The following is a 25,201-nucleotide window of genomic DNA, read 5'->3' on the forward strand; positions in this document are numbered from 1 at the left end:
TTCCAGGCTGGCGAGGTCAGCCGCCCGGCCACGCTCTAGGAGAGCCCCGTGACGTTCCCCTCGGCATCGATGTCGATGTGTTCGCCCGCCGGCTTGCCCGGCAGACCAGGCATCGTGGTGATGTCGCCGCAGAGCGCGTACACGAAACCCGCTCCCGCCGAGATACGCACGTCGCGAACGGGCAAGCGCCAGCCCACCGGCGCTCCCTTGAGCTTCGGGTCATGCGACAGCGAGAGGTGCGTCTTGGCCATGCAGACCGGGAAGTCGCACAGCCCCTCGGCGCTGATCCGCTCCATCGCTTTCGATGCTCCGAAGGAGAAGTCGACGCCGGAGGCGCCGTAGATCCGCGTTGCGATCGCCGCGATCTTCTCACGCATCGGCAGGTCGTCGGAGTAGGTGAACTGAAGGCTGGAGGGTTCCCCGCAGGCCCTGGCAACGGCGTCAGCGAGGTCCAGTCCGCCCCTTCCACCGTCGGCGTGCAAGGTGTGCGCCACCACATCGAAAGCACCCGCCTCGCGAGCCCGCTCCATGATGAGCGCGTGCTCTGCGGGCGTGTCGGTGGGAAACGTGTTGACCGCGACGACGACGGGGATGCCGAACGACCGCACGTTCTCGATCTGACGCACCAGGTTGGGCATGCCTTCTTCGAGCGCATCCAGGTCTTCGACGGTCATGGCAGGGTCCAGAGGCCGGCCTGGCTTGACCTCGAACCGGCCCGAGTGGGCCTTCAACGCGCGGACCGTGCAGACCATCACCGCGGCGTCGGGCTCCAGGCCGGATGCACGGCACTTCATGTTCACGAACTTCTCTGCACCCATGTCGGCGCCGAAACCCGCCTCCGTGACGACGTAGTCGGCGAGCTTCAGCGCGATCCGGTCCGCCACGATCGAGCTGTTGCCCTGTGCGATGTTCGCGAAGGGGCCGGCATGCACGAACACAGGACCACCCTCCAGGTCCTGCATCAGGTTCGGCTTGATCGTGTCCCTCATCAACACGGTCATCGCACCGGCGACCTTGAGGTCCTCGGCGGTGACCGGCTCCCCCGAGCGGGTACGCGCCACGATCACGCGCCCGATGCGTGTCCGTAGGTCGTGGATGTCCTCGGCGAGCGCAAGGATCGCCATGAGCTCGCTTGCCACGGTGATCTCGAAGTGCGTCTCGCGCGGATCGCCGTCGGTGCGGCCGCCCAGCCCGATCACCACGTTGCGGAGCGACCGGTCTGAGATGTCCATCACCCGCGGCCACGAGACCGCATGGGTGTCGATATCGAGCGGATTGCCATGGAAGATCGAGTTGTCTATGAAGGCCGCGCATAGATTGTGGGCCGCAGTGATCGCGTGGACGTCGCCGGTGAGGTGCAGGTTGATGTCCTCCATCGGGACCACCTGGGAGTACCCGCCGCCCGCCGCGCCGCCCTTGATGCCGAACACCGGCCCCAGCGACGGCTGCCGGATACATGAGAACGCCGAATGCCCCGCGGCGCGCAACGCCTGTCCCAGCCCGACGGTCGTGAGCGTCTTGCCTTCGCCAAGGGGCGTGGGTGTGATAGCGGTGACAAGCACGTACCGGCCGTTCGGCCGTTCGGCGAGGCGCTCGAGCACCTTGAGGCTGACCTTCGCCTTGGTGCGGCCGTTCGGCTCCACCTCGTCGGGCTCGAGACCGATCTCCTCGGCTATGTCGCGTACCGGTCGCACCGTTGCGGCATGGGCGATCTCGATGTCTGAGAGCATCGTCGGCTCCTCGCTCCTTGTCCTGTGAGTGCGCATGACCCACCACATCAAGTGTAGCCGAGAGAGCGAGGTGGATAACATACGACGACCCGCGCAAGGCGGGTCGTCACAGAGATGCTTGGGGTGGGTAACGGGACTTGAACCCGCGGCCTCCGGAGCCACAGTCCGGCGCTCTAACCAACTGAGCTACACCCACCATGTGAGTTGCTGGCACGCCCGGAGGGATTCGAACCCCCGACCTAGAGATTAGAAGTCTCCCGCTCTATCCAGCTGAGCTACGGGCGCATTTGCGAGCGCCTCCGAAGTGCCGAGTGCAAACGGTACTTGGCGCGCCCTGCGTTGTCAATCGGCACACCTGGGGTGTGCCGGAGGCCGATCTATGGAGCGGCGGACGGGACTCGAACCCGCAACAATCAGCTTGGAAGGCTGAGGCTCTACCAATTGAACTACCGCCGCACGTGGTCGGGCCGGCGGGATTCGAACCCACGACCCTCTGCTCCCAAAGCAGATGCGCTACCAAACTGCGCTACGGCCCGACCTCGAACCCGAGTGAGGCCCTCGCGGACCCTGTGCTCGAGAGCATCGCTTAGTATAGGGGCGCGCCGTCCACCGGGCAAATCATTCCCGCCCGGTCGCCCGGGGCGCATCGCCGGCCCGCATCACCAGCCGCGCCGACCGCTACTCCCCCAGTACGCCCCGCAATGCGCGCAACGCCGCGCCACGGTGGCTGATCGCGTTCTTCTCGGCCATCCCCAGGTCTGCCATCGTGCGACCGGGCGCCTGCGATGGCAGGAAGATGGGGTCGTACCCGAATCCACCGGATCCGTGCGCCTCGACCCCGATCGAGCCCTCGCACGCCCCATCGACGACGGTCTCGGCGCCGTCCGCGTCGATGTACACGATCACGCTACGGAAGCGCGCTCCCCGCTGCCCGGCGGGAACGCCCTCGAGCGCCGCCAGCAGTTTGGCGTTGTTGTCAGCGTCGGTGGCGTCCAGGCCCGCGTACCGGGACGAGTAGACGCCCGGCTCGCCGCCGAGCGCATCCACCTCGAGGCCGGAGTCGTCGGCGAGCGCGGGTAGACCGAACGTCTCGTGATAGGCCTGCGCCTTCAGCCGCGCGTTCTCCTCGAAGGTGCTTCCCGTCTCCTCGACATCGAGCGTCGACGACCCGAGGTCCGGCGCGGTGACGAACTCCCAGCCGGACAGGTCGAGGGCCGAGCGGATCTCCGCCAGCTTGCCGCGGTTGCCCGTGGCCACGATCACGCGAGGCATGTCACGCTCCGTCCCGGTACGTCTCGAGGTCCTCGGCGATCATACGTCGCTGCAGCTCCACGAGGCGTGTCGTGCCGATCGCGGCCAGGTCGAGCAGCGAGTCGAGACGAGCCCTGTCGAACGGCGTCCGCTCCCCCGTGCCCTGCACCTCGATAAAGCGGCCCTTGCCGTCACAGACGACGTTCATATCCACCTCGGCCACGCTGTCTTCGCTGTAATCCAGATCCAGACACGCCACGCCATCGACCACGCCCACCGATGTGGCCGCCACGTTGTCGAGCACGGGAACGTCGCTGATCCGGCCAGCCTCGACCCACGTTGCGAACGCGTCCATCATCGCGATGTACGCCCCCGTGATGGCCGCCGTGCGCGTGCCTCCGTCGGCCTGCAGGACGTCGCAGTCCAGGTTGAGCGTGACCTCGCCGCCCATCGACCGCATGTCCACCACCGTGCGAAGGGAGCGCCCGATCAGGCGCTGGATCTCGTGTGTCCGGCCGCTCGGCGCCCCGGCCGCCACCTCTCGACGCGTGCGGGTGTGTGTGGAGGCGGGCAAGAGCGAGTACTCGGCGGTGACCCATCCCTTGCCGCTCCCCCTCCGCCAGCCGGCGACGGTCTCGGAGAAGGTGGCGGCGCACAGCACCTTGGTGTCGCCCAACTCGAACAGGCATGAACCGTGCGCGTGCTTCAGGTATCTGCGCGTCACGGTGACGGGTCGGAGCGCATCAGGTGCGCGACCGTACGATCGGGCCACGGACGGCCTCCTTGTCAGTCGATGTCCAGAGCAGTGAGTTCGTGTGCCACGATAACACGCCCCCCGAACGCCCCACGTGCCTGCCGCCCGGCCTCATCCCGGTCGATCGTGGGCCACAGATGCGTGAGGACGAGGGTGTGGGCGCCGGATGCCGAGGCAAGAGCGCCGGCCTCGGCAGGCGTCATATGCGGGGCCCGTCCGGCGTACTCCGCGGGGAGCGTGGCCTCAGCGAGCAGTACCTGCGCGCCGCGTGCCGCTGTCTCCACGGCCGGGCCGTACGCCGTGTCGGAGGTGTAGCACACCCGGGCGTTACCCGCCTCCACGACGAACGAAAACGCGGGATCCACGTGGTCGGCAGGGTGCGGCACCAGCGTCACGTCGCCCACGACCACGGGAACGTTCACCTCGAGCGTTCGCATCTCGAACGCCTCTGCCAGCTCGCGGGCTCCCCGCTCACCGAGCAGCGCCTCCATGCGTGGACGGAGGCCGGAGGGGAGCCACAGGGGGATCGGAGGCACCGGACCCGTGGGGGCGTACCGTAGCGCCGCCTGAAGGGCGAAGACGTCGGCGAAGTGATCCACGTGCCCGTGTGACACGAGCACGGCATCCAGGTGCGTGGGGTCCATCACGTGGCCGAGGTTCGACAGGACGCCGCTGCCGCAGTCGAGCAGCACGGCGGTCGAGGACGTCTGCACGAGGTGTCCCGCGCACGCGCGGCCGGCGTCGGGATACGAGGCTGCGCTTCCGAGCACCGTCAGCCGCATGTCTCGTCCGCCTCGTGCTCCCGCAGGCGCTCCGCCATCGTGTGGTCGAACAGCGCCTCGAGCTCGGCCACGTCCACGTGCTTCACCGTCCCGAGTCCACGACCTATGATGCGCGCCCCCAGCGCCCCGAACTCGTCGGGGTCGCCCGTAGTGGCGTAGACCTCGGTGCGCGTGGCCGACGGTCCGGCACGGTGCCCCCGCAACGTGAGCGTCTCCACCACCTCACGCGCGGTCTCCTCGGCAGAGGAGATCAGCCGGACGCGGGACCCCATCACCTGCTGGATGGCGGTTTCCAGCAGCGGGAAGTGCGTGCAACCGAGCACGAGCGTATCCACACCGCTTCGCTTGAGCGGGTCGAGGTAATCGCGCGCCATCTCGTAGAACGCCGGCCTGACGTAGACGCTCCCCATCTGCGAGAGGAGGTCCTCAAGGGTGCCCTCACCAAGACGCAGGCCCTGCTCCACAAGGTCCACGAAGCGCGGGGCGGGCGTGGAGAACACGGTCACCCCGGCATCGATCGCGCGTGCGGCCTGGCTGTAGGCCCCTGACTCGATAGTGCCCACGGTGCCGATCACGCCCACCCTCCGGTTCACTGTGGCCTTCACCGCCGCCCGCGCGCCCGGCTCCACGACTCCGATCACCGGCACGTCGAACGCCTGCTGCGCCAGCGGCAATCCGGCGGCGGTCGCCGTGTTGCAGGCGACCACGATCAGCTTCACTTCTCGCGCGGAAAGCCACCTGCCGATCTGCAGCACGAAGCGCCGCACATCGTTCTGGGAGCGGGGGCCGTACGGGCATCGCGCCGTATCACCCAGGTAGATGATGCTCTCGTCCGGAAGGGCGCGCATGATCTCACCCGCAACGGTCAGCCCGCCGAGCCCCGAATCGAATATGCCGATGGGTAGGTCTCGCATGGTGTCGAGTATAGGCGTAGCGCCCGCCTCAGGCATCGCCGAGCAGACCCTCGATGGCGCCAGCGATCTCGTGCACCGGCAGGACGGCCCGTGCCGCGCCCAGGTCGATCGCGGCTTTGGGCATGCCCCATACCGTGGACGTGGCCTCGTCCTGGCAGATCGTGGGAGCCCCGCGATCGTGCAGCGCCTTCAGACCCCGCGCGCCGTCGGCGCCCATCCCGGTGAGCAGCACGCCGACCGCCTTCTTCGCATAGCTCACCGCCACCGATTCGAAGAGCGTGTCCGCCGAGGGGATATACAGCTGGCCGGGCTGCGGCTTGGTGAACCGCAGTCTCCGTCCGTCGACCTCCATGTTGGTGCCGGTCGCAGCCAGGTACGCGACTCCCGGCTGGAGCACGTCCCCCTCGGCGGCGGCGGCCACCGTGATCTTGCACGCGGCGTCCAGCCACGTTGCGAGCCCGGGGACGAACCCGTCCGCGATATGCTGCGCGACCACCACGGGCAGCGGGAAGTCGTGCGGAAGACGCGCAAGCACTTCTAGGAGCGCCGTGGGTCCGCCAGTAGACGAGCCGATGGCCACGAGGCGCAGTCCGTCGCCCCCTACGTCCGGCGACTCCACAGGAGGCACGCCCGTGTGCACGGGCGTACGACGCCCACGTATGTGGGTGATCACCTTCACCCGGGAGAGGATCTTCACGGTGCGGATGATCTGGCGACCGATGGCCTCGAGGTCGGCCCAGTCCTTCGGCTCCGGCTTCTTCATGACCTCCAGAGCGCCGACGGCGAGCGCGTCGAACGCGCGCCCCATCCCCTCGCCGTACACGGATGAGGAGACCACCAGTATCGGCGTGGGCGTGAACGCCATGATCCGCTCGGTGGCCTCAAGGCCGTCCATCTTGGGCATGTGGATGTCCATCGTGACCAGGTCGGGGCGAAGGCGGGCGACGAGGTCGACCGCCTCCTCGCCGTTGGTGGCGGTGCCCACCACCTCGATCACAGGATCGCTCGCCAGAATCTGCGCGAGCATCTCTCTGGCCACTATGGAGTCGTCGGCTATGACGACCCGGATACGCTGCCCCTCAGCGGTTCCCGGCACGTGTTCCCCCAGTGTCTAGCGGATGAGACGTTCTACCGTGTCGAGCAGCGTGTCCTGATTGAAGACCGACTTGGTGATGTAGGCGTCAGCGCCTGCGTTGATGCCTTCGGCCTTCTCCTCGTCCCGCTCCAACGATGTCACGATGATGACCGGGATGTGCTGCAGCATGTCGTCCGACTTGATGGCCTTGGTGAGCTCGAAGCCTGTCATGTTGGGCATCTGGACGTCGGTGACGACCGCATCGGGATCGAGACCCTCACGGAGGCGCGCCAGCCCCATCGCGCCGTCGGTGGCGGTCTCCACTTCGTACCCGGCCGCTTCGAAGATGGACCGCTCGAGCTCGCGGGTGGTGAAGGAGTCCTCGCAGATGAGGATCCGGCTCGGACCTGCCGCCTTCTCCTTCACCGCGGTGCTCCTGCGCACCCTCACGCCGGTGATCTGTCGGCCGTTCGTCATGAGGTCGGGCACGTTGAGGATGGGCACCACCTCACCCGCCCCGAGGATCGTGACGCCCGCCACGTTGTCCACCCGCTTGAGGTGCGTCCCCAGGGTCTTGATCACTATCTGCTGCTCGCCCACGAACGCGTCCACGATCAGGCCGAGGCGATGGCCCGAGAAGGAAAGCGTGGCGATGGGGATCTTTCCGCCGTTCGACTCATCTGCAACCGCATCGAGGCCAAGGATGTCGCGGAGATGCACGAGCGGCACCGTGCGTCTCTGGCGCCTGATCACCTCGTGGCCCTCGACCTTGATGACCTCCGAGGGCTCCACCCTCGCCGTTTCTTCAACGGATGAGGTGGGCAACGCGAACGTCTGACCGCTCACGCGCAACAGAAGCGCTCTGATGATCGCGAGAGTGAGAGGGATGGTGAGCCGGAACGTAGAGCCCTTGCCGAGCTCCGACTCCACGTCGAGCGAACCCTTCAGCCGTTCGACCACGAACTCGCGCACCACATCCATCCCCACGCCGCGCCCGGAGATCTCGGTGATGATGGCGGCCGTGGAGAAGCCCTTCTCGAAGATGAGGTACCGCGCCTCGCGGTCGCTCATCGACTTCGCTTCAGACTCGCTGAGGTAGCCCTTGCGGATAGCGGCAGCCTTCACACGCTCCGGGTCTATACCGGCGCCATCGTCGGCGATCTCGATGACGATATGGTCGCCCTCCTGACGGGCCGAGAGCCGGATCGTGCCTTTCGCCGGCTTGCCGAGTGCGACCCGCTCGGCCGCCGGCTCGATGCCGTGATCCACCGCATTCCGCATGATGTGCACGAGCGGGTCGTTGATCTCCTCGAGCACCTTCTTGTCGAGCTCGGTGTCTCCGCCTTCGACCACGAGCTCGACGTCCTTCTTGAACTGCCGGGCGAGATCGCGCATCGCCCGCGGGAAGGTGTTGAAGACCGTGCTCACCGGGAGCATCCGGAGCTCCATCGCCTGCTCCTGCAGGTCCGAGACGACCGCGGATGTCCGAGAAGTGTCATCGGCATAGGTCTTGGCAAGCGCACTGATAGCGTTGCGCTGCTCGGAGATCGTCTCATCGAGAAGACGCATGTCGGCCGTGAGCATGCCTTGTTCCTCAGCGGGAAGCATCGCCAGGAGCGACTTCAAGCGCGACCAGAGTTGTTGGACCTCGGTCGTGACCGACGCGGCGTTCCTCAGGTCACGTACGCGCTGCTCGTCTTTGATCTGCGAGATGACGACCTCGCTCACGAGGTTGAGGAGGCGGTCCACCTGGCTCGTCTTGATCCGTACCGTCGCCTGTGTCTTGGTCTGGAGCTGCTCCTGCCTGGCAGCAGGCTTCGCGTCCTCGTCGCCGTCGTCCGCAGGCTCGTCCTCGCCTGCGACGTCCTCATCCGCGTCGTCGACGGCATCGTCGGGCTCCTCGGTCGCAGCGGCGGCCTCAGCGGCAATCGCCACGGGCTCCGCGGGCTCCGGCGGCGCCTGCACCTCACCGGTCTCGGCCAGGGCGGCCAGACGGCCCGTGAGCGATTCGACATCCAGATCACCCGCGGCGGGCTTGCCCGCGTTCTCGGCAAGGAACACCACCGCGTCGAGCGCCTCGAAGAAGCTGTCGGTCATGTCGCCGGTGTACGGCATGTCGCCGTCGCGCACCTTCACCATGATGTCTTCCATGCGGTGCGCGATGTCGGAGATCTCCATGAGGCCGACCATCCGCGACGAGCCCTTGAGCGTGTGGGCATCGCGGAGCCACTGGTCTATCAGCGGCCGGTTCGAAGGGTCCGCCTCCAGCGTGATGATGCCCTCGTTGAGGCGCTGGAGGAGGTCGGTGGCCTCCTCCTGGAACTTCGCGATGAACGCCGAACGGTCGAACTCGACCATCTCGTCTCCTTCGTGCGGTCGACCGAACGGCTAATTCACGATGGTGAACGCCGAACCGATCTGCTTCGACTCGTTCGCCAGGCTCGACAACTGCTCCGCCGCACCCGCCACCTGCCGGGACGCCGCCGCCGTCTGCTGTGCCACCGACGCGACCTCCCGCATAGCCTTCACGACCTGCTCGGTCGCGCTCCTCTGCTGCTGCGTCGCCGCCGAGATCTCCTTGGCCGCGGCCGTGGTCTGCTCGATGGTGTCGAGGATCGACTCGAAGCTCTCGCCGGTGGCATGCGCCAGATCCACGCCGCCCTCCACCTGCTTGAGCTCCTGCTCGGTGGAGATCACCAGCTCGTTGGCGGCGCTCTGGATCTCGGTCATGATCGTCTCGATCTCACCGGTGGACTGCACCACCGACTCGGCGAGCTTGCGGATCTCCACGGCCACCACGCTGAAGCCCTTGCCCGCCTCGCCGGCGCGCGCGGCTTCGATGGCGGCGTTGAGCGCGAGTATCTTCGTCTGGTCGGCGATGCTGTTGATCATCACCAACACCTGGCCGATCTGCTGGCTGCGCTCTCCCAGCTGCAGGATCTTCGACGCCGAGGTCTGCGCGCGCGTCTTGATCTGCTCCATCGACCCGAGCGTGCTCATGACGGACTGCTGGCCGTTCTCGGCATTGCCGAGCGACGCCTCCGCCATCTTGACGACCTGGTTCGCGTTCTCGGCGATCTGCCGGTACGTGGCGGCAAGCTCCTCCATCGTGGCCGTGGTCTGGCTGATGGACGCCGCCTGCTCCGCCGCGCCGGAGGCCTGCTGCTCGGTGGCCGAGAGGATCTCCGTAGAGGTCCCGGCGAGCCGCGACGACGATTCCTGCATCTGGCTCAACAGGTAGATGATGAGGTCGAGCAGCTGGTTGTAGGACCGCGACAACACGCCGAACTCATCCTCCGAGTCGGCGGTGACCTTGTGCCCGATCTCGCTCTGGCACGCTCGCTTGATGCTGTCGACCACCGAGGTGAGCGGCGCCATCATCTTCCGGCCGATGGCCGATTGGACGATGGCAAGCAACACCAGCACCGCAACGAAGATCGCCACGATGGCGGCGACCCTCCAGATGACCCCCTGTGTCAGCTGGAGCTCACTGCCGAGGATCAGCCATGCGGCGATGAGCTGCACGGCGTTGGCGATGGCCACCGTGACCAGGCTCATCAGCGTGTACTTGGCGAGGAAGCTCCCGCGCGTCTTCTGCAGCCAGCCTTTGATCATCATGCTCTCCCGTCACGAGACTCACCGATGGGTTCGAGTATCTTCTCCACGTTCACGATGCCGATGAGCAGCCCGTCGATGTACACCGAGCCGCTCATGTACTCCGCCTGTGCTTTGTCCAGCGTGGACAAAGGTGGCTCCAGCGCACCGGTCAGCACGTCCACGATGTCGCCGATCTCATCCACCACGATCGCCGAGACGCACTCGCCGGTCGAGACGATGATGGCGGATGGCAGCTCCTGCTCGATGTCCAGCTCGGACCGGCTCGGCACCCGGATGAGAGTACCGAGGTCGGTGACCGATACGATCTCACCGCGCACGTTGATCACGCCGAGCACGAAATCGGGCACACGCGGGATGCGCGTGACCTCGTACTCGTTGTAGATCTCGCGCACAGCGTCGATCGTGACCGCGTACCACTCCTCGCCCAGCCGGAACATCAACAGCCCGACCGTCTCGTCCGATGCCGCTTCCTCCTGCACCTGCGCGAGCGACTCGGCACGGCGCCTGAGGATGTCGTTCATCTGTGAGGAGACGAGTGCGTTGTTCGCAGCGATCTCGTGCGTGCTCACGCCTCTCCTCCTTCGTCCTCAGGAACCACGTCGAACGCCCGCGCCGGCACCAGCCGGTCGATGTCGAGCAGGACCGTGATCCCCTGGGCGAGCCGAACCGTGCCGAGCATCCGGTCTGCGAGCGTGTAGACCGACGACGGAGGCTGGACGCCGCCCGGAGGCAGGTCGACCACATCCTCGACACTGTCGACGATCAGGCACACGACATGCCCCCGCGTGCGACAGAACACCATCGGTGTCTCAAGCGTGTAGCCGGCATCCTCCAGTTTGAGAAGCGCACGCAGATCGAGCACCGGAACGACCGATCCCCTGATCTCGATAAGCCCCACCAACGCAGGGTCATCATCCGGGAGCGGCAGCAGCTCGGCCAGTTGCTGCACCTCCTGAACGACCGCGATCGGCAGACCGTAGAGCTGTCCTGCCAACCTGAACGTCACCGCCCGGTCCACGGCAGCATCAGACGCCGCCTCGTTCAGCGCGATCTCTTCCTCGAACGGCGAGGACACCGCGTCATCGGTCACAGCGTCCGTTGCGACGGATCCGTTGGTGTCGGTCTTCTTGGTGCGGGGCACGTGCCGCTCCTTCACTCGGTGAAGCGTAGGACTCTGTTCAGTTCGTCGGCACTCACGTCTCCGGCCTTGACCCTTGCGAGGCCTGCGATCACCAGCGGACGCATCCCCGCAGCCGTGGCCGCCGCTGAGATCTCCGCGGCGCTCCTGGCCCGCCCAACGACCGCGCGTACCGGCTCGGTGAACGGCAGCACCTCATGTATGGCCGTGGCGCCCCTGAAGCCGGTCTTTCCGCAGTTGGGACAACCGCTACCCGCCCGGTCACGCAATCCTGCCGGGGCGCCGGGGATGCGCGACGCCAGGGCGCCATCGGTCTCCATCGAGCAGTTGGGGCAGTTCAGCCGCACGAGACGCTGGCCCACGCCGAGCGTCAGCGCAGCCGCGAGGCTGTGCGGCTCGGCGCCGATCTCGAGCATGCGCCACACGCCCGAAGCGATATCGGCCGCAGGGAACGTGGCCACCACGAGCTTGCCCATGCCGGCCGCCTCGACAGCGAGATGCACGTCCTCCACGGTACGGAGCCCGTCCACCGCGATGACGTCGGTATCCTGCCGCATGCCCGCCGCGATGTACGCGGCCGACGACAGACCGCCGGGCTCGATCATCACCTGGGCCACGGCCGGGATCTCGTGCTCGATCGATTGCTCCACCGAGTACACCGTCTTGCCCACCGATGCCGCGTGCCCGAGCAGTGCGTAGTACGTGGCGCTCGCGCCACCCGCCACGGGGGCGCAGACGAGAAGGATGCCCCTGCCACGCTCCACCATCGCGTGCAACGCACGCGACTCCGCGTCGGACACACCGAGCTCCACGAGGGTGCGCGGCTGCCGCAACGCGGAGAGCGTGACCACGAGCCGCTGGCCCGAGATGGTAGGCACCACCGACGTGGTGAGGACGAGGTCCTTGTCGGCGATGTGGGTGTGCATCCTGCCCAACGCGGGGCGGCTCGACGGCACCGCACCGAGACGGGTGTACTGCTTGAAGCCGTCGACCAGCGCGCCTTGCATCGAGAGCGGCGCAGAAGCGATCTTCTCGAGACCGCCCTTGACCCGGTACACGAGGAAGAAGTCGTCCTTGTAAGGCAGCAGGTGGATCCTGCTGGCGCCACGGGCGACAGCATGCTCGAGGATATCCGAGACGAGCACGGCCACCTTGCGGGTGTCGGCGACGGCGAGGACATCGAGGTCGATCGTCTGGCCCTCTGTCTGCGCAGGCGCGCCTGCGGCCATGCGGTCCATGGTCTCGCTGATGGCCTCTGCCACCGGTTGCGGCGCGGCCTCCTCCACAGGAGCCACCGGAACCGCCGGTGTCTGATCGAGCGACTCGTCGAAGAAGTCCGATGCCTCCAGAGAGGCCTCCGGCGAGGGCGTTTCCCCGGTGGACTCCGTAGATCGCGCAACGGGCACGTCGACGGGACCAGCCGCAGCGGCGCCATAGTACTGCTCCAGCGCCGCCGCCACGGAGCTCGCCTCCGCGATGACGGGCTCGACCTCAAGCCCGATGGCGGACGCGACCAGGTCGAGACCGAACACATCCATCGGGTCGCCTACCGCCACGGTGAGCATACCCTCGATCTCGAACATGGGCAGCACCTCGTACCCACGCGCGACAGAGGCGGGCACCAGGGCGACCGCCTCATCCTCTGGCGCATAGCTGGCGAGGTCTACCTGCGGGACGCCCATGTCGTGTTCGAGCACCGACAGCACGTCGTTCGCGCTCACATACGCCCGCTCTGTGAGCACGACGCCCTCATGCACGCCACGGGAGCGAGCCGCCTCCACCACGCTCGCTACCTGCTCGACGGTCATCAGGCCTACGGCCACGAGGCCGTCCAGCACGCGACGGGAGATGCCACTGGCCGGGGACATGTGGCCCCCTAACCCTGTGCCTTCGAGAGCTCTTCCGCCACCGCGGCGAGCAGGGTGTCCGGCTCGACGGGCTTGGTCAGGTACTGGTTGGCACCCGTTCGGATACCGGTGGCCATGGCCTGCTCCTCGGTCTTCGCGGTGAGCATGATGATCGGTATCTGCTTGTAGTTCTGATCGAACTTGAGCAGTCTGCACACGCGATACCCGTCGAGCTTGGGCAACATCACGTCGAGAAGTATCAGGTCGGGCTTCTCGGCGCGCGCGGTCTCCAGCGCCTCGGCTCCATCGGATGCCGTTATGACCTCATAGCCCCCCGCCAGAAGGATGGCCTTTATCATCTCGAGGATGGTCGGGCTATCGTCGACCGCAAGGATCCGCGCGCCTGCCATTCCAGTCTCCCTCCCGATTGGTCCGCACCCCATGCGGCCTTCGCGCACGCGGCGCTCTGACCGGCGGCGTCACGCCTTGCCGATCGTCTTCCGACACTCTATCAGACTGCGCTCACACGTCCGCGCCAGCAGGTCCGCCTGGAACCCGCCGGAGAACTCCGTCCAGCCCCCCTCGGGGCTCTTCTTCAACGCCTTCAACGCGTTCTCGTACTCCTTCGCCGCGGCGTCGAACTGCCGCTGCGACTTGTAGATGTTGGCAAGATTGAGGTGCGCGAGCGCGAAATCGGCATCGATATACACCGTCTTCTTCAGTTCGCTGATCGCCCGCACGAAGTCACCCTGGCGCTGATAGATGATGCCGAGGATGTACCGGGGCACCGGGAGCAGCGGGTCGATAGCCAGCGCCTTGTGGCACTCGGCGAGCGCGCGTTCATAGTCGCCGGTGTCGGCATGCACGTATCCGAGGAGCAGATGCGCCTCGGCATTGTTGGGGTCGGCATCCAGGATGCTGCCGGCGGCCTCGACGACCCGCTCGGGTCGTCCATCCTTCAGGTCCTTGCGCGCACGCTCGAGCACGGCCCCGACGTCGAGGACAGGGTCTTCCTCCGACCCGCCCGCGCCTGCAGGGGCCGACACGCTCGCGGGCTCCGATCGCGCGAACGCGCTGCGAGACACGCTCCGGGTACCCCGCTCCGCCGTCGCCTCCGACCGGGCCCTCCGCCGGGAGGCCGAGGATTCCGCGCGGGTGGCCGCCGATGCGGACCGCCCTGCGGCGTCGGTCGACCGCCCTGTCGAGATCGGCCGGCCCGGGGATTTCTTCCGATAGAGGAACACCCCGCCCACCTCGACGGCCTCGAAGTCATCGCTGATCGAGGTGAGCGTCTCGGAGTGCCCGATGAACAGGTAGCCGCCCTCGTTCAGGCTGTCGAAGAAGTTCCGGACCACGCGCCGCGTCGACTCGATGCGGAAGTAGATGGTGACGTTGCGACAGAAGATGATGTCCCAGTTGCCCATGAGCGAGAGCGGGTACGGTTCCTTGATGAGGTTCTGGTAGCCGAAGTCCACGAGGGAGCGCACGCGATCATGGACCCGGTAGTCTCCGCTCATCGTGCGCTCGAAGTGCCGCGAGATGACATCGGGGGTGACGTTCATCATCGCACGCTTGCCGTAGACGCCGCTCTTGGCGCGCGCGAGCGCCTTGGTAGAGACATCGGTCCCCAGGACCTGCGGCTTCCATCCGCTCGCGGTGATGCCCGTGTCGAGCAGCGACATGGCGATCGAGTACGGCTCCTCGCCCGTGGAGCATCCGGCCGACCACACCCTGAGGTTGCGATTGCCGGGTTCTTTCCGTGCCATGACATCGGGGATCACCGAATCACGCAGCGCGTCGAACTGCGCGGGGAACCTGAAGAAGCTGGTCTCGTTTATGGTCACCAGGTTCAGCAACTCGTTGAACTCGTGGTCGTCGCGCCCGAGCGCGTCGTAGTAGTCGTTCAACGTGTTGTAGCCGAGCCGCGTTGCCCTGGTCACCAGGGAGATGCGCAGCGAGTCGAGCTTCGACTCCTCGAGGTAGATGCCGGAGTGACGGTGGATGAGGTCCCTGAAGCGTCGGAACTCCTCGATGCTCAGGTCCTTCGCCAGGTCCTCGTTCAGCATGCGATCACCGCGATCGCCCTCACGACACGCCTACGCGGTCGTCGATGCGTTCGATCAGCCCCGCGGCGTGCATGCCGTAGAGGATCTTCGCCGTCTCGAAGTCGTTGTAGCCGGTCAGATCGACGAGCTCCCCGACCGATCGGCCGCCGTGGAGATAGCACAGCAGCATCCACTCACGCGGCTTCAGGTGGATCTCCATCGACTTATCGCCCGGCGCCGAGGCCATGATGAACTCGGTGTCCATATTCGGGATCTTCTGCTTGATCTTGCTCCAGAGCTCGAGCCTCCGCGACGCCTCCATGATGATGTTCTCCACGGAGACGGAGATGCCGATGTCTTCGTCATCGCAGGTCTCGTCGGGCTCGAACCTCAGCTCCCCCTCCTCCCACCGGAAGAGATCGAAGAGCGTGTCGTTGATCTGGTCCTGGATGAACGCCTCAAGGACGCGGCCGTCGAGGTAACCCTCGTCCACCAGGATCTGCCCAAGCCGCCTCCCGGCCTTCTCCTTCTTCTGGATCTTCTGGAGGCCGAGCGCCTGCCGCAACTGCTTCTCCGAGATCACGCCGGCTTTGACCAGGCGTCTGCCGAGGGACTCACGGTGCCAGTTGGAGCTCGCGAAGAATACGCGACCCTTCTTGAAGCACACCTTGCCCTGCGCATCGGAGCGCTCGAGGTGCAGCGTACCGGTCTTACGGCCTGTAGCGAGCAGGCGGAACATGTCCGAGATGGAGAAGTCTCTGAGGTTGCCCTCGAGCGCCACGAGTGGTTGCTCCTCTGATCGCGTAGAGACGGTGGACGAACGGCGCCGCGTCACGGCTGCCGCACAATCGTAGCACGTCGTGCGGGGGCCACAAACGTCACAGAATCTAATCCTGAACAGGTCTTGCGCCCCCGCTTAAGTTCCCTTAGGATGGACCTTGGGCATATGCGAATATGCGAATATGCGAGAGGGAGACATGGACGAGCACGAGTTCTACTGTCTGCATTCGGATCTCTGTAAGACGCTCGCGAACGAGAAGCGCCAGATGATCCTCGGGGCGCTCCGCGACGGGGAGCGGAGCGTGAGCGAGATCCAGGCCGCCACGGGCATACCGCAGGCCACGCTCTCCCAGCACCTCGCCATCCTCCGTTCACGTGGGGTCGTACGCACACGGCGCGCGGGCAACCACGTCTACTACGACATCATCAATCCCAAGATCATCCAGGCATTCGATCTCATCACCGAGGTGATGCAGGAGACGATCGAGCTCCGCAGAGGAACGGTCGAGGGCATCCCAGGGGAATAACCGCTGCCGCGCGCGGCAGCGGTCGTAGGGTCCGTATGACGAGGCAAAGGGAGGCGCACGGTGACTGACGAAGGCAAGAAGAGCCTCGCGATGGTGGTGATGAGCGGCGACATGGACAAGTTGTTCGGCGCGTTCATCATCGCCAACGGCGCGGCCGCGATGGGTATGGACGTGACGATGTTCTTCACGTTCTGGGGCCTGCGCGCGATCAAGAAGGACGTCCGCACCGGCAAGACGTTCTTCGGCAAGATGCTTGGCGCGATGTACGGCGGCGACATCATGAAGGCCAACCCGAGCAAGTTCAGCTTCGGGGGCATGGGCCGCTGGATGTTCGGCAAGATGATGGGCAAGCACAACGTCCAGAAGCTGAATGAGATGCGCGATCTGGCTGTGCAGCTCGGCGTGAACATGTACGGCTGCCAGATGTCGATGGACGTCATGGAGATCCCGCAGGAAACCTTCATCGATGGCGTGCAGGACCCCGTGGGCGTGGGCTTCTTCCTGCTGAAGGCCCAGGACGCGGACATCCAGCTGTTCATCTAGCACGGATCCGGGAGAGACCCGCCCGCTGATGCTGCGGGCGGTGGACAGTGAAGGCGCACGACGTGCGCACCGATCGGGAAAGGAACCATCATGTCTGACGACGTCAAGGTCGACCTCGAACTGGACCTCAAGGGCCTGCTCTGCCCCCTGCCGATGGTGAAGGTCAGCCAGAACATCAACAACGTGCCCGTGGGTGGCGTGATCCGCGCTGTCGCCACCGACCCGGGCGCCATGGCCGACATCCCCGCGTGGGCGCAGTCCACCGGCAACGAAGTCCTGTCCGCCGACAAGGAAGGCTCCGAGTTCGTCTTCCTCGTCAAGCGAGTCAAGTAGCGGGGGCTCACCACCTACCATGGAAACCTATCTCTGGATCACATCCGTGTGGGGTGTGTACATCGCGCTAGCGGTGTTCATCGTGGGGATGGGGTGGCGCGTGTACCAGTGGGCGACCACCCCCAAGTCCCCCGTGCGTCTCGGCATGTTCCCGAAGCCTGCGACCAGGGGCGGGCGCTTCTGGAAGATGCTCAAGGACACGTTCGTTGCACCCCACTCGGCCAAGATCGAACCCAAGATGTACTTCTTCTCGATGCTGTTCCACATCGCGGCCCTGGCCGCGTTCGTGGGTCACCTGCGCATCCTCGGCGAGTACCCCATCCTGCCCGACCTCCTCGGCGAGCACGGTATGGACACGTTCGCCGCGTGGGCGGGCTCCATCGCCGGCACGCTGATGCTCGTGGGCATCATCTTCTGGATCGGCCGCAGGACCTTCGGCCCGTACAAGAACCTCTCCGTGCCCGAGGACTACCTGCTGCTGTTCCTGCTCTTCGGCGTGATCGTCATGGGCGACCACCTGCGATTCGTGTACGGCAGCTTCATCCACGCCGACACCTACCAGGCGTGGTTCCAGAGCCTGCTCGCGTTCAAGCCCGCGTTCCCCGACAAGCTGCTCGCCGGCAACGTAGGGTGGTCGCTCGGCACGCACATGCTCTTCACGGACCTGTTCCTGATCTACTTCCCGTTCAGCAAGCTGGTGCACGCCATCGGCTCGCTGGCCGCGAACTACGTGAGGAGTGAGTGATGATGGAGGCGATCCGGCTCGAGACCCTCACGGGCGTCATCGACAAGAAGATGAACCGCCAGCTCAAGCAGTACATCGACATCTGCGCGCGCTGCGCGATCTGCAAGGACGCATGCCATCAGTACGTGGGAACGGGCGACTTCAAGTACCTCCCGGCGCGCAGGGCCGAGCTCATCAGGCAGATCTACAAGAAGTACTTCGACGGCGCGGGACGCTTCATGCCGGCGCTCTACGAGGCGCGCGATCCTGACGAGAACCTGCTCGACGAGCTCTACGACTCCACGTACGCATGCACCGGCTGCCGCCGCTGCATGTACTACTGCCCCTTCTCGATCGACACGGCATGGATCCTGTCGGTGGCCAAAGCGATCCTCATCGCGGCAGGCCGGGGCAACGAGATGCTCGGCCAGCTCGCCGACGCCGCGATCTTCAAGGGCGAGAACGCGGCGATGTTCGAGGGCGTCATGCTGAGCGGCTTCGAGGACATCACCGAGGAGGTCCGCGCCATCACGGGCAACCCGGAGCACAAGGTGCACGTGAACAAGGAGGGCGCCGACATCCTGTACGTGGCGCTCGCCGGGGCGCACTCCATCCGGCCCGCGGCCGTGATCTTCGAGGAAGCCGGCGAGAACTGGACGATCTCGATGTTCGAGGCCGCCAACTACGGCTTCTTCTACGGCGACACCGAGAAGGCGCGGCTGATCACCAAGCGCTACATCGACGAGGCCAAGCGCCTCGGCGTGAAGGAGATCGTGGTGCCGGAGTGCGGCCATGCCTACCGCGTCGCCGAGTTCTTCTACGAGGCGTGGAGCAAGGAGCCGATGCCGTTCAAGGTGAGCCACATCCTTGAGAAGGTCGACGAGTACATCAAGGCCGGACGCATCACGGTGGACAAGAACAAGATCGACGGCAAGGTCACGTACCACGACCCGTGCCAGCTTGGCCGCAACGGCGGCAAGTTCGAGCAGCCGCGCGACATCGTGAAGGCGGTCACCGACGACTTCGTGGACCTTACCCCCAACCGCGCCGAGCAGTGGTGCTGCGGCGGTGGCGGCGGGATCGTGGCCATGGAGGAGTTCAAGGACGTGCGGCTGAAGTCGGGTATCAAGAAGGTCGAGCAGCTCCGGGCGAGCGGCGCCAGCGTGCTGGCGTGTCCGTGCGAGAACTGCCGCCTGCAGATCGAGGAGCTCAACGAGGTGCACGGGCTCGGACTCGAGATCTGGCAGGTCATCGACCTGGTGGTGGCTGCCATGCCGCTTCCTGGGAACGACGCAGCCGAGAGCGAGGCTTCAGCCGAGGCGTGACACACGGGCGCTGAGCGCTCGAGCGACAGTGATGAAGGGCGTCGGGCCTCCGGCGCCCTTCACGCGTTCAGCGCGCCGTCCTAGACCGCACGCGCGGCCTCGAGCGCGGTCACCAGACCGGCCACCTCGCGCTCGGTGGTGATGCCGCCGTCGTCGGCCACGAGAAGCCCGCCGGCCTGCGCGATGACCCCGATCGTGCTGCCGAGGGCCTCCGCGCGCGCCGCGTTGCCGAGCTCGCCCGTGAGCAGACCGCCGATAAGCGCCAGCCCGGCTTCGCGCGCCGCCCAGAAGAGGCGATCGAAGGCCTCGAAGCCGAGTCCTCCCCCGGCGTGGAGCGCCACGAACCCGGCGCGGGCGATCGCGGGCAGCAAGGGCCGGACATCGCCGTCGGAGTGGAACACCGCCGGCACGCCCAGCGCTCGCGCGGTCTCCACCACGCGCGCGTATCGCGGCAGCAGCTCGGCGATAGCGAAATCGGGCGCCACCAGCGGGCCGTCGGTACCCGCGACGTCCTCGGCCAGCACGAGCGCCCGGGCGCCCGCGTCCACGCCCGAAGAGACGAGACCGAGGATGGCGTCGAGCCTGGCCTCGAGGCGCTCCCCCACTGCCGAGGGATCGGTGAGCGTGGCCCGGAGGCCCTCCATCTCGCCCCACGACTCGATCACCGGCCACAGCGGCCCGCTCACCGACCACAACGGGGCCACGTCGGCCTCCACGAGGGCGTCCACGGCATCTGCCGCCCACGGCTCCTCGGCCGGAACGAACGCGAACGACGCCCCGAGCGAGACGCACGCCTCGGACAGGTCCTCCACCGGTCCCCGGACGCCGCCCACCACGGGGCCCAGCGTCTGATGCGGCACGAAGGTGAGGCCGAAGGGGAACGGTGTCCCATGCACGTCGAGCGGAGTCATCGCTAGAACAGCTTCACGCCGGCGGAGACGAGCTCGGACGCGCCCCAGATCACGAAGAACGCAACCACGACGCCGAGCGAGACCGCGAGGAACGCCCGCTTGGGCTCCATGTCGAGCAGCCACGAGGCGGCCGTTCCGGAGTATGCGCCGCTTCCCGGCAGCGGGATGGCCACGAACACCGCAAGGCCGAGGAACCCGTACTTCTTCACGTACGGATGCGCCTTGGCCCGGATGCTCTCGAACTTGCGGTGCAGCCACCCGTCCTCGGGGAACCGCTCGTACATGAACTCGAGGAAGTAGTAGCCCGGCCAGAAGATCACCAGGTTCGCGATGAGGATGAGCGGCAGATACACCTGCTCGGCCTGCTGCACGGCAAGCGGCACGGCGGCCCGCGCCTCGATCCACGGGATCCATGTGATCACGATGTACTTCAGCCACTCGGGAAGGCCGCTCACGAACTCGGGCATCGCTTACCTTTCGGGAGAGAACACGCTGTAGATGCGCTCGATCTCCGACCGCCAGTACGCCTCGGGATCGGAGACGTCGCGGCCGAGGCGCGCCGCGTTGCGGAAGTAGCCGTTGCCCGGCATGCTGGTGTCAGCCCGTACCACGAGCGACGCGAGCATGATGCCATGCCTGGCGTCGGCCTCGGTGCATATCTCATTGAGGAAGCCCATGATCGCCCACGAGAAGGGCTTGAGCGTGATGGCGTCGACCGACCGGCAGATCTCAGCGTACGTGATCGTGCCGCGCTGACGCGCACGCTCCTCAAGGAGCGCGTTGGCCTGGACCTTGGCGAACTCCCACGCTTCGATCGGGAAGCCGTATCTCGTGTTCTCGGACATGCAGGGAGTATGCCACAGGGAGGGGACACCGGGCTCACGCGACACGGGTCCGTTTCCTGTAGCGCGTAGAATGGGCCGCATGAACGAACGCTACGACATCCCCGCCGAGGACGACGCGCTTCTGGCCGAGTGCGATGTCCAGGTGTTCCGCGGCTCGGGCCCTGGCGGGCAGAGCGTGAACACCACGGACAGCGCCGTGCGGCTGCGACACCGTCCGAGCGGCATCACCGTGGTGGGCCGGCGCGAGCGGAGCCAGCTGCAGAACAAGCGCGACTGCCTCGAGCGGTTGCGCGCCAGGCTCGAAGAGCACAACGCCGCGCTCGACGCCCCCAGCCGCGTACCCACGCGCAAGAGTCGTGCGGCCAAGGCCCGCCAGGTGGAGGCCAAGCGCAAGCGGTCGCGCACCAAGCGAGCGCGCGGACGGGTGGACCGCCGCGAGGAGTAGCGGACGACCTGAGTGATTCCCCGAGTGCACCCCGCTGGCCTGGGCGAGTCGGACCGGGCAATGGCATTGTCCTACTCGATGTCTATCGATATACTTGGCGTTGTACGCAACCGTTATCGACATGGAGTCTGGCATGGATACCGTCACCATCTCGCCCAAGTTCCAGGTGGTCATTCCTAAGCGGATCCGCGAGCGTCTGGACCTGCGCCCGGGTCAGCAGGTGCAGGTCATCGAGTACGGCGACCGGATCGAGTTCATGCCGGTACGTTCGATCGCGAGCATGCGAGGCTTCCTCTCGGGCATCGACACTTCGGTGATTCGTGAGGATGACCGTGTATGAACGTTGTCGATTCATGTGGATGGCTCGAGTATCTGGCATCCGGGCCGAACGCCGACTTCTTCTCGCCCGCACTGACCGACGTCGAATCGCTCATCGTTCCCGCGGTCAGCATCTATGAGGTCTTCAAACGAGTTCTACAGCAGCGTGATGAGGGCGATGCGTTTCAGGTTGTGGCACTCATGCAACAAGGTCGGATAGTGGACTTCGATGCGACCTTGGCGATCGAGGCAGCGACATTGAGCGTCGACCTTGGACTGCCTATGGCCGATGCGATCATGCTGTCCACGGCACGAGCCCACGGAGCGACCCTCTGGACACAGGACTCCCACTTCGAAGGCGTTGAAGGGGTGCGCTACAAGGATGTTCGGCCGGGCTGACAAGCGATGTGCGCCGACCCACCACGCCTTCGATCAGCACCTGACCGTCGCTCGAAAGTCCAACCCCTTGCACATCAAACCAGAAGTCCTGGGATTCATGGCGCGAGAAGGCCGGTACGGTCTCGTGCAGCGAGTCGATGTCACGCCCCGGGTCATCGGCGCACGCTGCAACTGAATGCGCTGCCAGCAGCACCAACATGCACACCGTTATCCGCTTCGTTCGTCAGGCCTCAGAGGATCAGAACCGGGCCTGACCACAGGTGCACGGAAGACCACGAGCGAACACGCGGATACATCCACACCGGTCACCACGGTGAACCCCACTACGGCACGGCCCCGTCATCACCATCCGGACGCACGCAAACGCGCCCGCCCGCGGGTGCGGACGAGCGCGTGAGGTGTGTGGTGGAGGCGCGGAGAATCGAACTCCGGTCCACGACAGCCCCCTGGGGAGCATCTCCAGGCTCAGTCACATCTTGGCGTTCGGTCGGGGCGACACGGTGTGACGAGCGTGCCCCTTCCTAGCTGGTTCGGTCTTTCGCTGAAGCATACCGGCTACGTCTTCAGCGGCAGTCCCCTTTAGTGACGTCGGATCCGGTGACGGGGACGCTCACCGGGCGACGTCGCTGCGCTATTTAGGCAGCGAGTGCGAAATCATTGTCGACGCTTGAGCGTCTTTTGCCCCTGTTTAGCGAGGTAAGGCGACCTCGGCCTGCTTCTCCCCTCAGAACTCCCGTGTCGAAACCAGTCGCCCCCGGAAGGTGAGGTATGTGAAGGTGCTTCCCGCACGGCGCCTCATCGCCTGGCGGGTCTTGCAGTATAGACTCCGAGCACGCGCCATGCCACCTGCACGAGCGGCCGCTATCGAGTACCCTGTGGGAAAGAGCCGCGCAAGGCGGCCGCCGAGAGGAGCAGCAATGGACAGCAACTCCTACCCACCTCCCCCGTCGGTTCCGGAGCCTCCGCCGACCCCTCCCGCACCCCCGGAATCGCAGATGCCCCCGGCACCTGTAGCGCCGGATCCCGGCGCCGTTCCGCCGGCCGCTCCGCCTCCCGGCATGCCGCCGGGCACCGGCGGGTCAGCCGCGCCTGAGCCCAAGAAGAAGAACAAGGCGCTTATCATTGCGATCGTGGTGCTTGCGGTACTGCTGCTGTGCTGCGGCGGAGCCGCACTCGGTGGCTGGGCCCTCTTCTCCGCGGCCGAGGATGAGATCACGAGCGAGATCCCGCAGGAGCCGGACGTGGATACCGAGGCTCCCGACAGCGGCGACACGGGCGACACCTCCGGTGACACCGGAACGCCCGCCGGCGGGCTGCCGGAGTGGACCGCGTTCCAGCCCTCGCTGGTTGACGCATCGATCTACGCCGCGCCCTCGGCCGACCAGGCCGCACTCGCCGAGGAAGTCACCGCCGAGGTCTATCCCGGATTCCGGGTGGAGGACGTCGTGGTGGAGCCGGGCGGCGAGGACGCCGAGAACTACTACCCGGACATCATCTACGTGAAGGCCGCGTACGGAGACGAGCCCTCGGCTCGCATCGCCTACTACTTCTGGGCGGACCCTGAGGCTGCGGCAGCGGCCGGCGTCCATCTTGGGCCCGAGCAGGCGGAGTCGTACGAGACGCTCGCCGAGTCGAGCGACGGCACATCGTACATCTACGATCACGAGAACCTCGACACGCTCGTCGGCGGGGTCTCACAGCCGGACCTCATCGATGTGCTGGCACAGGCCGACGAGGACTTCCCGGGCTACGTGGCCTTCATCTCGGGCATGGACGGCGAGTCGATCGGCATCGTGGTCACTCGCTGGGAGGTCTTCCCCGACCTCGCCGAGGGCCTCACGGTCACCTACTACGAGGCACCCGGCGGCTGGACGGTGGACGAGATCACCGACTGGTAGTAGCGGCCGCCGCGAGTCGTACACAGCAGAAGGGCCGCCCCTCAAGGGCGGCCCTTCGTGGTTCCGCGTGCGGGCTCACTCGCCCTTCGTGCGCTCGCGCAGGGCGCGCTCCACATCCCGCTTCTGGTCGCGCTCGGCGATCGCTTCACGCTTGTCGTAGAGCTTCTTCCCTCGCGCCAGACCAAGCTCGAGCTTCACCATGTTCCCGGACGACAGATAGAGCTTGAGCGGCACGAGCGTGTAGCCCCGCTCCTTGGTCTTGCCGATGAGATACCGGATCTCGGACTTGTGCAGCAGGAGCTTCCGCTCGCGGTCTACGCGCACGTTGCTGCGGTTGCCGTGGCTGTACGGCGAGATGTGGACGTTGTGGAGCCACACCTCGCCTCTGCGCACGGTGGCGAAGCTGTCGCGGAGGTTGGTCTTGTTCTCCCGGAGCGACTTGACCTCTGTCCCGGTGAGCACGATACCCGCCTCGAACGTCTCGTCCACGAAGTAGTCGTGGTACGCCTTCTTGTTGGTGGCGATGATCTTCACTTGACGTGCCATCTAGCCGCTGGTTCCTTTCACGGACTGTGTGCTGCTGATGCTAGCATGAGCGCGAGGCCCGCTCACGGAAGGAAGCGACGATGGACACCATGGGGTATCAGTACCCGCCGTCCCCCCAGCGCAACGACCCGCAGTACATCGCCTACCTCGAGCAGCGTATCGTGGCGCTGGAGGCGCGGCTGCCCAAGACGAAGGTGGTCGCCCAGGGTTTCCTGGCCCGCGCCTTCGCGATCTGGGGCCACTACTTCGTGGCCCAGTTGCTCATCGGCCTGATCATCGGCGCGATCATGATGCTGATCAGCCTCATCTTCGCGGGGAGCATGGCGGCGATCTTCGGCCCGATGATCGAGAACGCCTCCTACTACTAGGACGTCTGAGGCGCATTCCCTGCTCGGGCGGGTTCGACACGACGGGGGCGGCACCCGGCCGCCCCCGTACGTGAGACCACGTTCG

Annotated in this window: 28 protein-coding genes, 4 tRNA genes and 1 other RNA gene; 10 read left to right on the forward strand and 23 right to left on the reverse strand. The window is 66.1% G+C overall.

From position 1 onward, the window contains the following. Positions 1 to 35: 35 nt before the first annotated feature. From MSB02_RS03210 to MSB02_RS03295, 18 genes are all read right to left on the reverse strand, one after another. Positions 36 to 1,730: a formate--tetrahydrofolate ligase gene (locus MSB02_RS03210; protein ID WP_267193763.1), complete on the reverse strand. Its 1,695-nt coding sequence runs from the start codon at positions 1,728 to 1,730 to the stop codon at positions 36 to 38. A gap of 119 nt (positions 1,731 to 1,849) precedes the next feature. Further along, a tRNA-His gene (locus MSB02_RS03215) sits at positions 1,850 to 1,926 on the reverse strand. A gap of 12 nt (positions 1,927 to 1,938) precedes the next feature. Continuing rightward, positions 1,939 to 2,015 (reverse strand) — tRNA-Arg (locus MSB02_RS03220). A gap of 95 nt (positions 2,016 to 2,110) precedes the next feature. Next, positions 2,111 to 2,186: transfer RNA gene (locus MSB02_RS03225), tRNA-Gly, on the reverse strand. 3 nt (positions 2,187 to 2,189) lie between these two features. Beyond that, a tRNA-Pro gene (locus tag MSB02_RS03230) sits at positions 2,190 to 2,266 on the reverse strand. Between the two features lie 142 nt (positions 2,267 to 2,408). Then, the gene (gene rdgB / locus MSB02_RS03235) at positions 2,409 to 3,002 is read right to left on the reverse strand and encodes an RdgB/HAM1 family non-canonical purine NTP pyrophosphatase (protein ID WP_267193764.1); all 594 of its coding nucleotides are present in this window, start codon (positions 3,000 to 3,002) and stop codon (positions 2,409 to 2,411) included. A gap of 1 nt (position 3,003) precedes the next feature. Beyond that, the gene (rph, locus tag MSB02_RS03240) at positions 3,004 to 3,753 is read right to left on the reverse strand and encodes a ribonuclease PH (RefSeq protein WP_267193765.1); all 750 of its coding nucleotides are present in this window, start codon (positions 3,751 to 3,753) and stop codon (positions 3,004 to 3,006) included. 14 nt (positions 3,754 to 3,767) lie between these two features. Further along, a complete protein-coding gene (locus MSB02_RS03245; RefSeq protein WP_267193766.1) occupies positions 3,768 to 4,517 on the reverse strand; it encodes an MBL fold metallo-hydrolase in 750 nt (249 codons plus the stop codon). Continuing rightward, positions 4,508 to 5,467, reverse strand: coding sequence for a glutamate racemase (gene murI, locus MSB02_RS03250; RefSeq protein ID WP_267193767.1), 960 nt, complete (start codon positions 5,465 to 5,467; stop codon positions 4,508 to 4,510). Before murI ends, MSB02_RS03245 begins: the two co-directional genes overlap by 10 nt. After that, positions 5,460 to 6,527: a chemotaxis-specific protein-glutamate methyltransferase CheB gene (gene cheB, locus MSB02_RS03255; protein WP_267193768.1), complete on the reverse strand. Its 1,068-nt coding sequence runs from the start codon at positions 6,525 to 6,527 to the stop codon at positions 5,460 to 5,462. The genes murI and cheB overlap by 8 nt, the downstream gene beginning before the upstream one ends. 15 nt (positions 6,528 to 6,542) lie before the next feature. Further along, positions 6,543 to 8,864: a hybrid sensor histidine kinase/response regulator gene (locus MSB02_RS03260; RefSeq protein WP_267193769.1), complete on the reverse strand. Its 2,322-nt coding sequence runs from the start codon at positions 8,862 to 8,864 to the stop codon at positions 6,543 to 6,545. A gap of 30 nt (positions 8,865 to 8,894) precedes the next feature. Continuing rightward, positions 8,895 to 10,121 (reverse strand): methyl-accepting chemotaxis protein, encoded by a 1,227-nt coding sequence (locus tag MSB02_RS03265; RefSeq protein ID WP_267193770.1) that lies wholly within the window; start codon positions 10,119 to 10,121, stop codon positions 8,895 to 8,897. Then, positions 10,121 to 10,693 carry a chemotaxis protein CheW gene (locus MSB02_RS03270; protein ID WP_267193771.1) on the reverse strand — a complete coding sequence of 191 codons (573 nt, stop codon included), beginning with the start codon at positions 10,691 to 10,693 and terminating at the stop codon, positions 10,121 to 10,123. Before MSB02_RS03270 ends, MSB02_RS03265 begins: the two co-directional genes overlap by 1 nt. Beyond that, complete coding sequence (locus tag MSB02_RS03275; RefSeq protein WP_267193772.1) at positions 10,690 to 11,265, reverse strand: chemotaxis protein CheW; 576 nt, start codon at positions 11,263 to 11,265, stop codon at positions 10,690 to 10,692. Before MSB02_RS03275 ends, MSB02_RS03270 begins: the two co-directional genes overlap by 4 nt. Before the next feature lie 11 nt (positions 11,266 to 11,276). Then, positions 11,277 to 13,130: a GspE/PulE family protein gene (locus tag MSB02_RS03280; RefSeq protein ID WP_267193773.1), complete on the reverse strand. Its 1,854-nt coding sequence runs from the start codon at positions 13,128 to 13,130 to the stop codon at positions 11,277 to 11,279. A gap of 8 nt (positions 13,131 to 13,138) precedes the next feature. Continuing rightward, the gene (locus MSB02_RS03285) at positions 13,139 to 13,519 is read right to left on the reverse strand and encodes a response regulator transcription factor (RefSeq protein WP_267193774.1); all 381 of its coding nucleotides are present in this window, start codon (positions 13,517 to 13,519) and stop codon (positions 13,139 to 13,141) included. 69 nt (positions 13,520 to 13,588) lie between these two features. Then, entirely contained in the window at positions 13,589 to 15,175 is a 1,587-nt protein-coding gene (locus MSB02_RS03290; RefSeq protein WP_267193775.1) for a CheR family methyltransferase, read from the reverse strand. Between the two features lie 19 nt (positions 15,176 to 15,194). Further along, the gene (locus MSB02_RS03295) at positions 15,195 to 15,935 is read right to left on the reverse strand and encodes a DUF4388 domain-containing protein (RefSeq protein WP_267193776.1); all 741 of its coding nucleotides are present in this window, start codon (positions 15,933 to 15,935) and stop codon (positions 15,195 to 15,197) included. Positions 15,936 to 16,131: 196 nt separating this feature from the next. Here MSB02_RS03295 and MSB02_RS03300 point away from each other — a divergent pair, with 196 nt between their 5' ends. The 5 genes from MSB02_RS03300 to MSB02_RS03320 all read left to right on the forward strand — a co-directional run bounded on the left by MSB02_RS03300 (position 16,132) and on the right by MSB02_RS03320 (position 19,386). Further along, positions 16,132 to 16,461: an ArsR/SmtB family transcription factor gene (locus MSB02_RS03300; protein WP_267193777.1), complete on the forward strand. Its 330-nt coding sequence runs from the start codon at positions 16,132 to 16,134 to the stop codon at positions 16,459 to 16,461. A 60-nt stretch (positions 16,462 to 16,521) separates the two neighbouring features. Then, the gene (locus MSB02_RS03305) at positions 16,522 to 17,004 is read left to right on the forward strand and encodes a DsrE/DsrF/DrsH-like family protein (RefSeq protein ID WP_267193778.1); all 483 of its coding nucleotides are present in this window, start codon (positions 16,522 to 16,524) and stop codon (positions 17,002 to 17,004) included. A gap of 90 nt (positions 17,005 to 17,094) precedes the next feature. Continuing rightward, a complete protein-coding gene (locus tag MSB02_RS03310) occupies positions 17,095 to 17,337 on the forward strand; it encodes a sulfurtransferase TusA family protein (RefSeq protein WP_267193779.1) in 243 nt (80 codons plus the stop codon). A 19-nt stretch (positions 17,338 to 17,356) separates the two neighbouring features. Beyond that, entirely contained in the window at positions 17,357 to 18,082 is a 726-nt protein-coding gene (locus MSB02_RS03315; RefSeq protein WP_267193780.1) for a respiratory nitrate reductase subunit gamma, read from the forward strand. After that, complete coding sequence (locus tag MSB02_RS03320; protein WP_267193781.1) at positions 18,082 to 19,386, forward strand: (Fe-S)-binding protein; 1,305 nt, start codon at positions 18,082 to 18,084, stop codon at positions 19,384 to 19,386. The genes MSB02_RS03315 and MSB02_RS03320 overlap by 1 nt, the downstream gene beginning before the upstream one ends. A gap of 80 nt (positions 19,387 to 19,466) precedes the next feature. Here the strand turns inward: MSB02_RS03320 and MSB02_RS03325 are convergent, their stop codons facing one another. From MSB02_RS03325 to MSB02_RS03335, 3 genes are read right to left on the reverse strand one after another with little or no spacing between them, the layout of a single operon-like run. Further along, on the reverse strand, positions 19,467 to 20,297 hold the full coding sequence (locus MSB02_RS03325) for a uroporphyrinogen decarboxylase/cobalamine-independent methonine synthase family protein (RefSeq protein ID WP_267193782.1): 831 nt from the start codon (positions 20,295 to 20,297) through the stop codon (positions 19,467 to 19,469). A 2-nt stretch (positions 20,298 to 20,299) separates the two neighbouring features. Further along, on the reverse strand, positions 20,300 to 20,764 hold the full coding sequence (locus MSB02_RS03330; protein WP_267193783.1) for a COG2426 family protein: 465 nt from the start codon (positions 20,762 to 20,764) through the stop codon (positions 20,300 to 20,302). 3 nt (positions 20,765 to 20,767) lie between these two features. After that, a complete protein-coding gene (locus MSB02_RS03335; protein WP_267193784.1) occupies positions 20,768 to 21,142 on the reverse strand; it encodes a hypothetical protein in 375 nt (124 codons plus the stop codon). A 79-nt stretch (positions 21,143 to 21,221) separates the two neighbouring features. On the opposite strand from MSB02_RS03335, the gene MSB02_RS03340 reads away from it, so the two are divergent. The 3 genes from MSB02_RS03340 (at position 21,222) to MSB02_RS03350 (ending at position 22,304) form a co-directional block, all read left to right on the forward strand. Then, positions 21,222 to 21,587 carry a peptide chain release factor family protein gene (locus MSB02_RS03340; protein ID WP_267193785.1) on the forward strand — a complete coding sequence of 122 codons (366 nt, stop codon included), beginning with the start codon at positions 21,222 to 21,224 and terminating at the stop codon, positions 21,585 to 21,587. A 133-nt stretch (positions 21,588 to 21,720) separates the two neighbouring features. Next, positions 21,721 to 21,927, forward strand: coding sequence for an AbrB/MazE/SpoVT family DNA-binding domain-containing protein (locus tag MSB02_RS03345; protein ID WP_267193786.1), 207 nt, complete (start codon positions 21,721 to 21,723; stop codon positions 21,925 to 21,927). Continuing rightward, positions 21,924 to 22,304, forward strand: a complete 381-nt coding sequence (locus tag MSB02_RS03350; RefSeq protein WP_267193787.1) for a type II toxin-antitoxin system VapC family toxin — start codon at positions 21,924 to 21,926, stop codon at positions 22,302 to 22,304. The genes MSB02_RS03345 and MSB02_RS03350 overlap by 4 nt, the downstream gene beginning before the upstream one ends. Before the next feature lie 403 nt (positions 22,305 to 22,707). Here MSB02_RS03350 and ssrA read toward each other — a convergent pair. Then, positions 22,708 to 23,060: a transfer-messenger RNA gene (gene ssrA / locus MSB02_RS03355) on the reverse strand. 239 nt (positions 23,061 to 23,299) lie between these two features. On the opposite strand from ssrA, the gene MSB02_RS03360 reads away from it, so the two are divergent. Then, on the forward strand, positions 23,300 to 24,202 hold the full coding sequence (locus MSB02_RS03360; RefSeq protein WP_267193788.1) for a flagellar basal body-associated FliL family protein: 903 nt from the start codon (positions 23,300 to 23,302) through the stop codon (positions 24,200 to 24,202). 75 nt (positions 24,203 to 24,277) lie between these two features. Here MSB02_RS03360 and smpB read toward each other — a convergent pair whose 3' ends face one another. Further along, a complete protein-coding gene (smpB, locus tag MSB02_RS03365) occupies positions 24,278 to 24,748 on the reverse strand; it encodes an SsrA-binding protein SmpB (protein WP_267193789.1) in 471 nt (156 codons plus the stop codon). 80 nt (positions 24,749 to 24,828) lie between these two features. Here smpB and MSB02_RS03370 point away from each other — a divergent pair, with 80 nt between their 5' ends. Continuing rightward, positions 24,829 to 25,116 (forward strand): hypothetical protein, encoded by a 288-nt coding sequence (locus tag MSB02_RS03370; RefSeq protein ID WP_267193790.1) that lies wholly within the window; start codon positions 24,829 to 24,831, stop codon positions 25,114 to 25,116. The last annotated feature ends 85 nt before the right edge of the window (positions 25,117 to 25,201 follow it).

It is taken from the genome of Anaerosoma tenue (genome assembly GCF_023161965.1).
In the GTDB taxonomy this organism is placed as follows: Bacteria; Actinomycetota; Coriobacteriia; order Anaerosomatales; family Anaerosomataceae; genus Anaerosoma; species Anaerosoma tenue.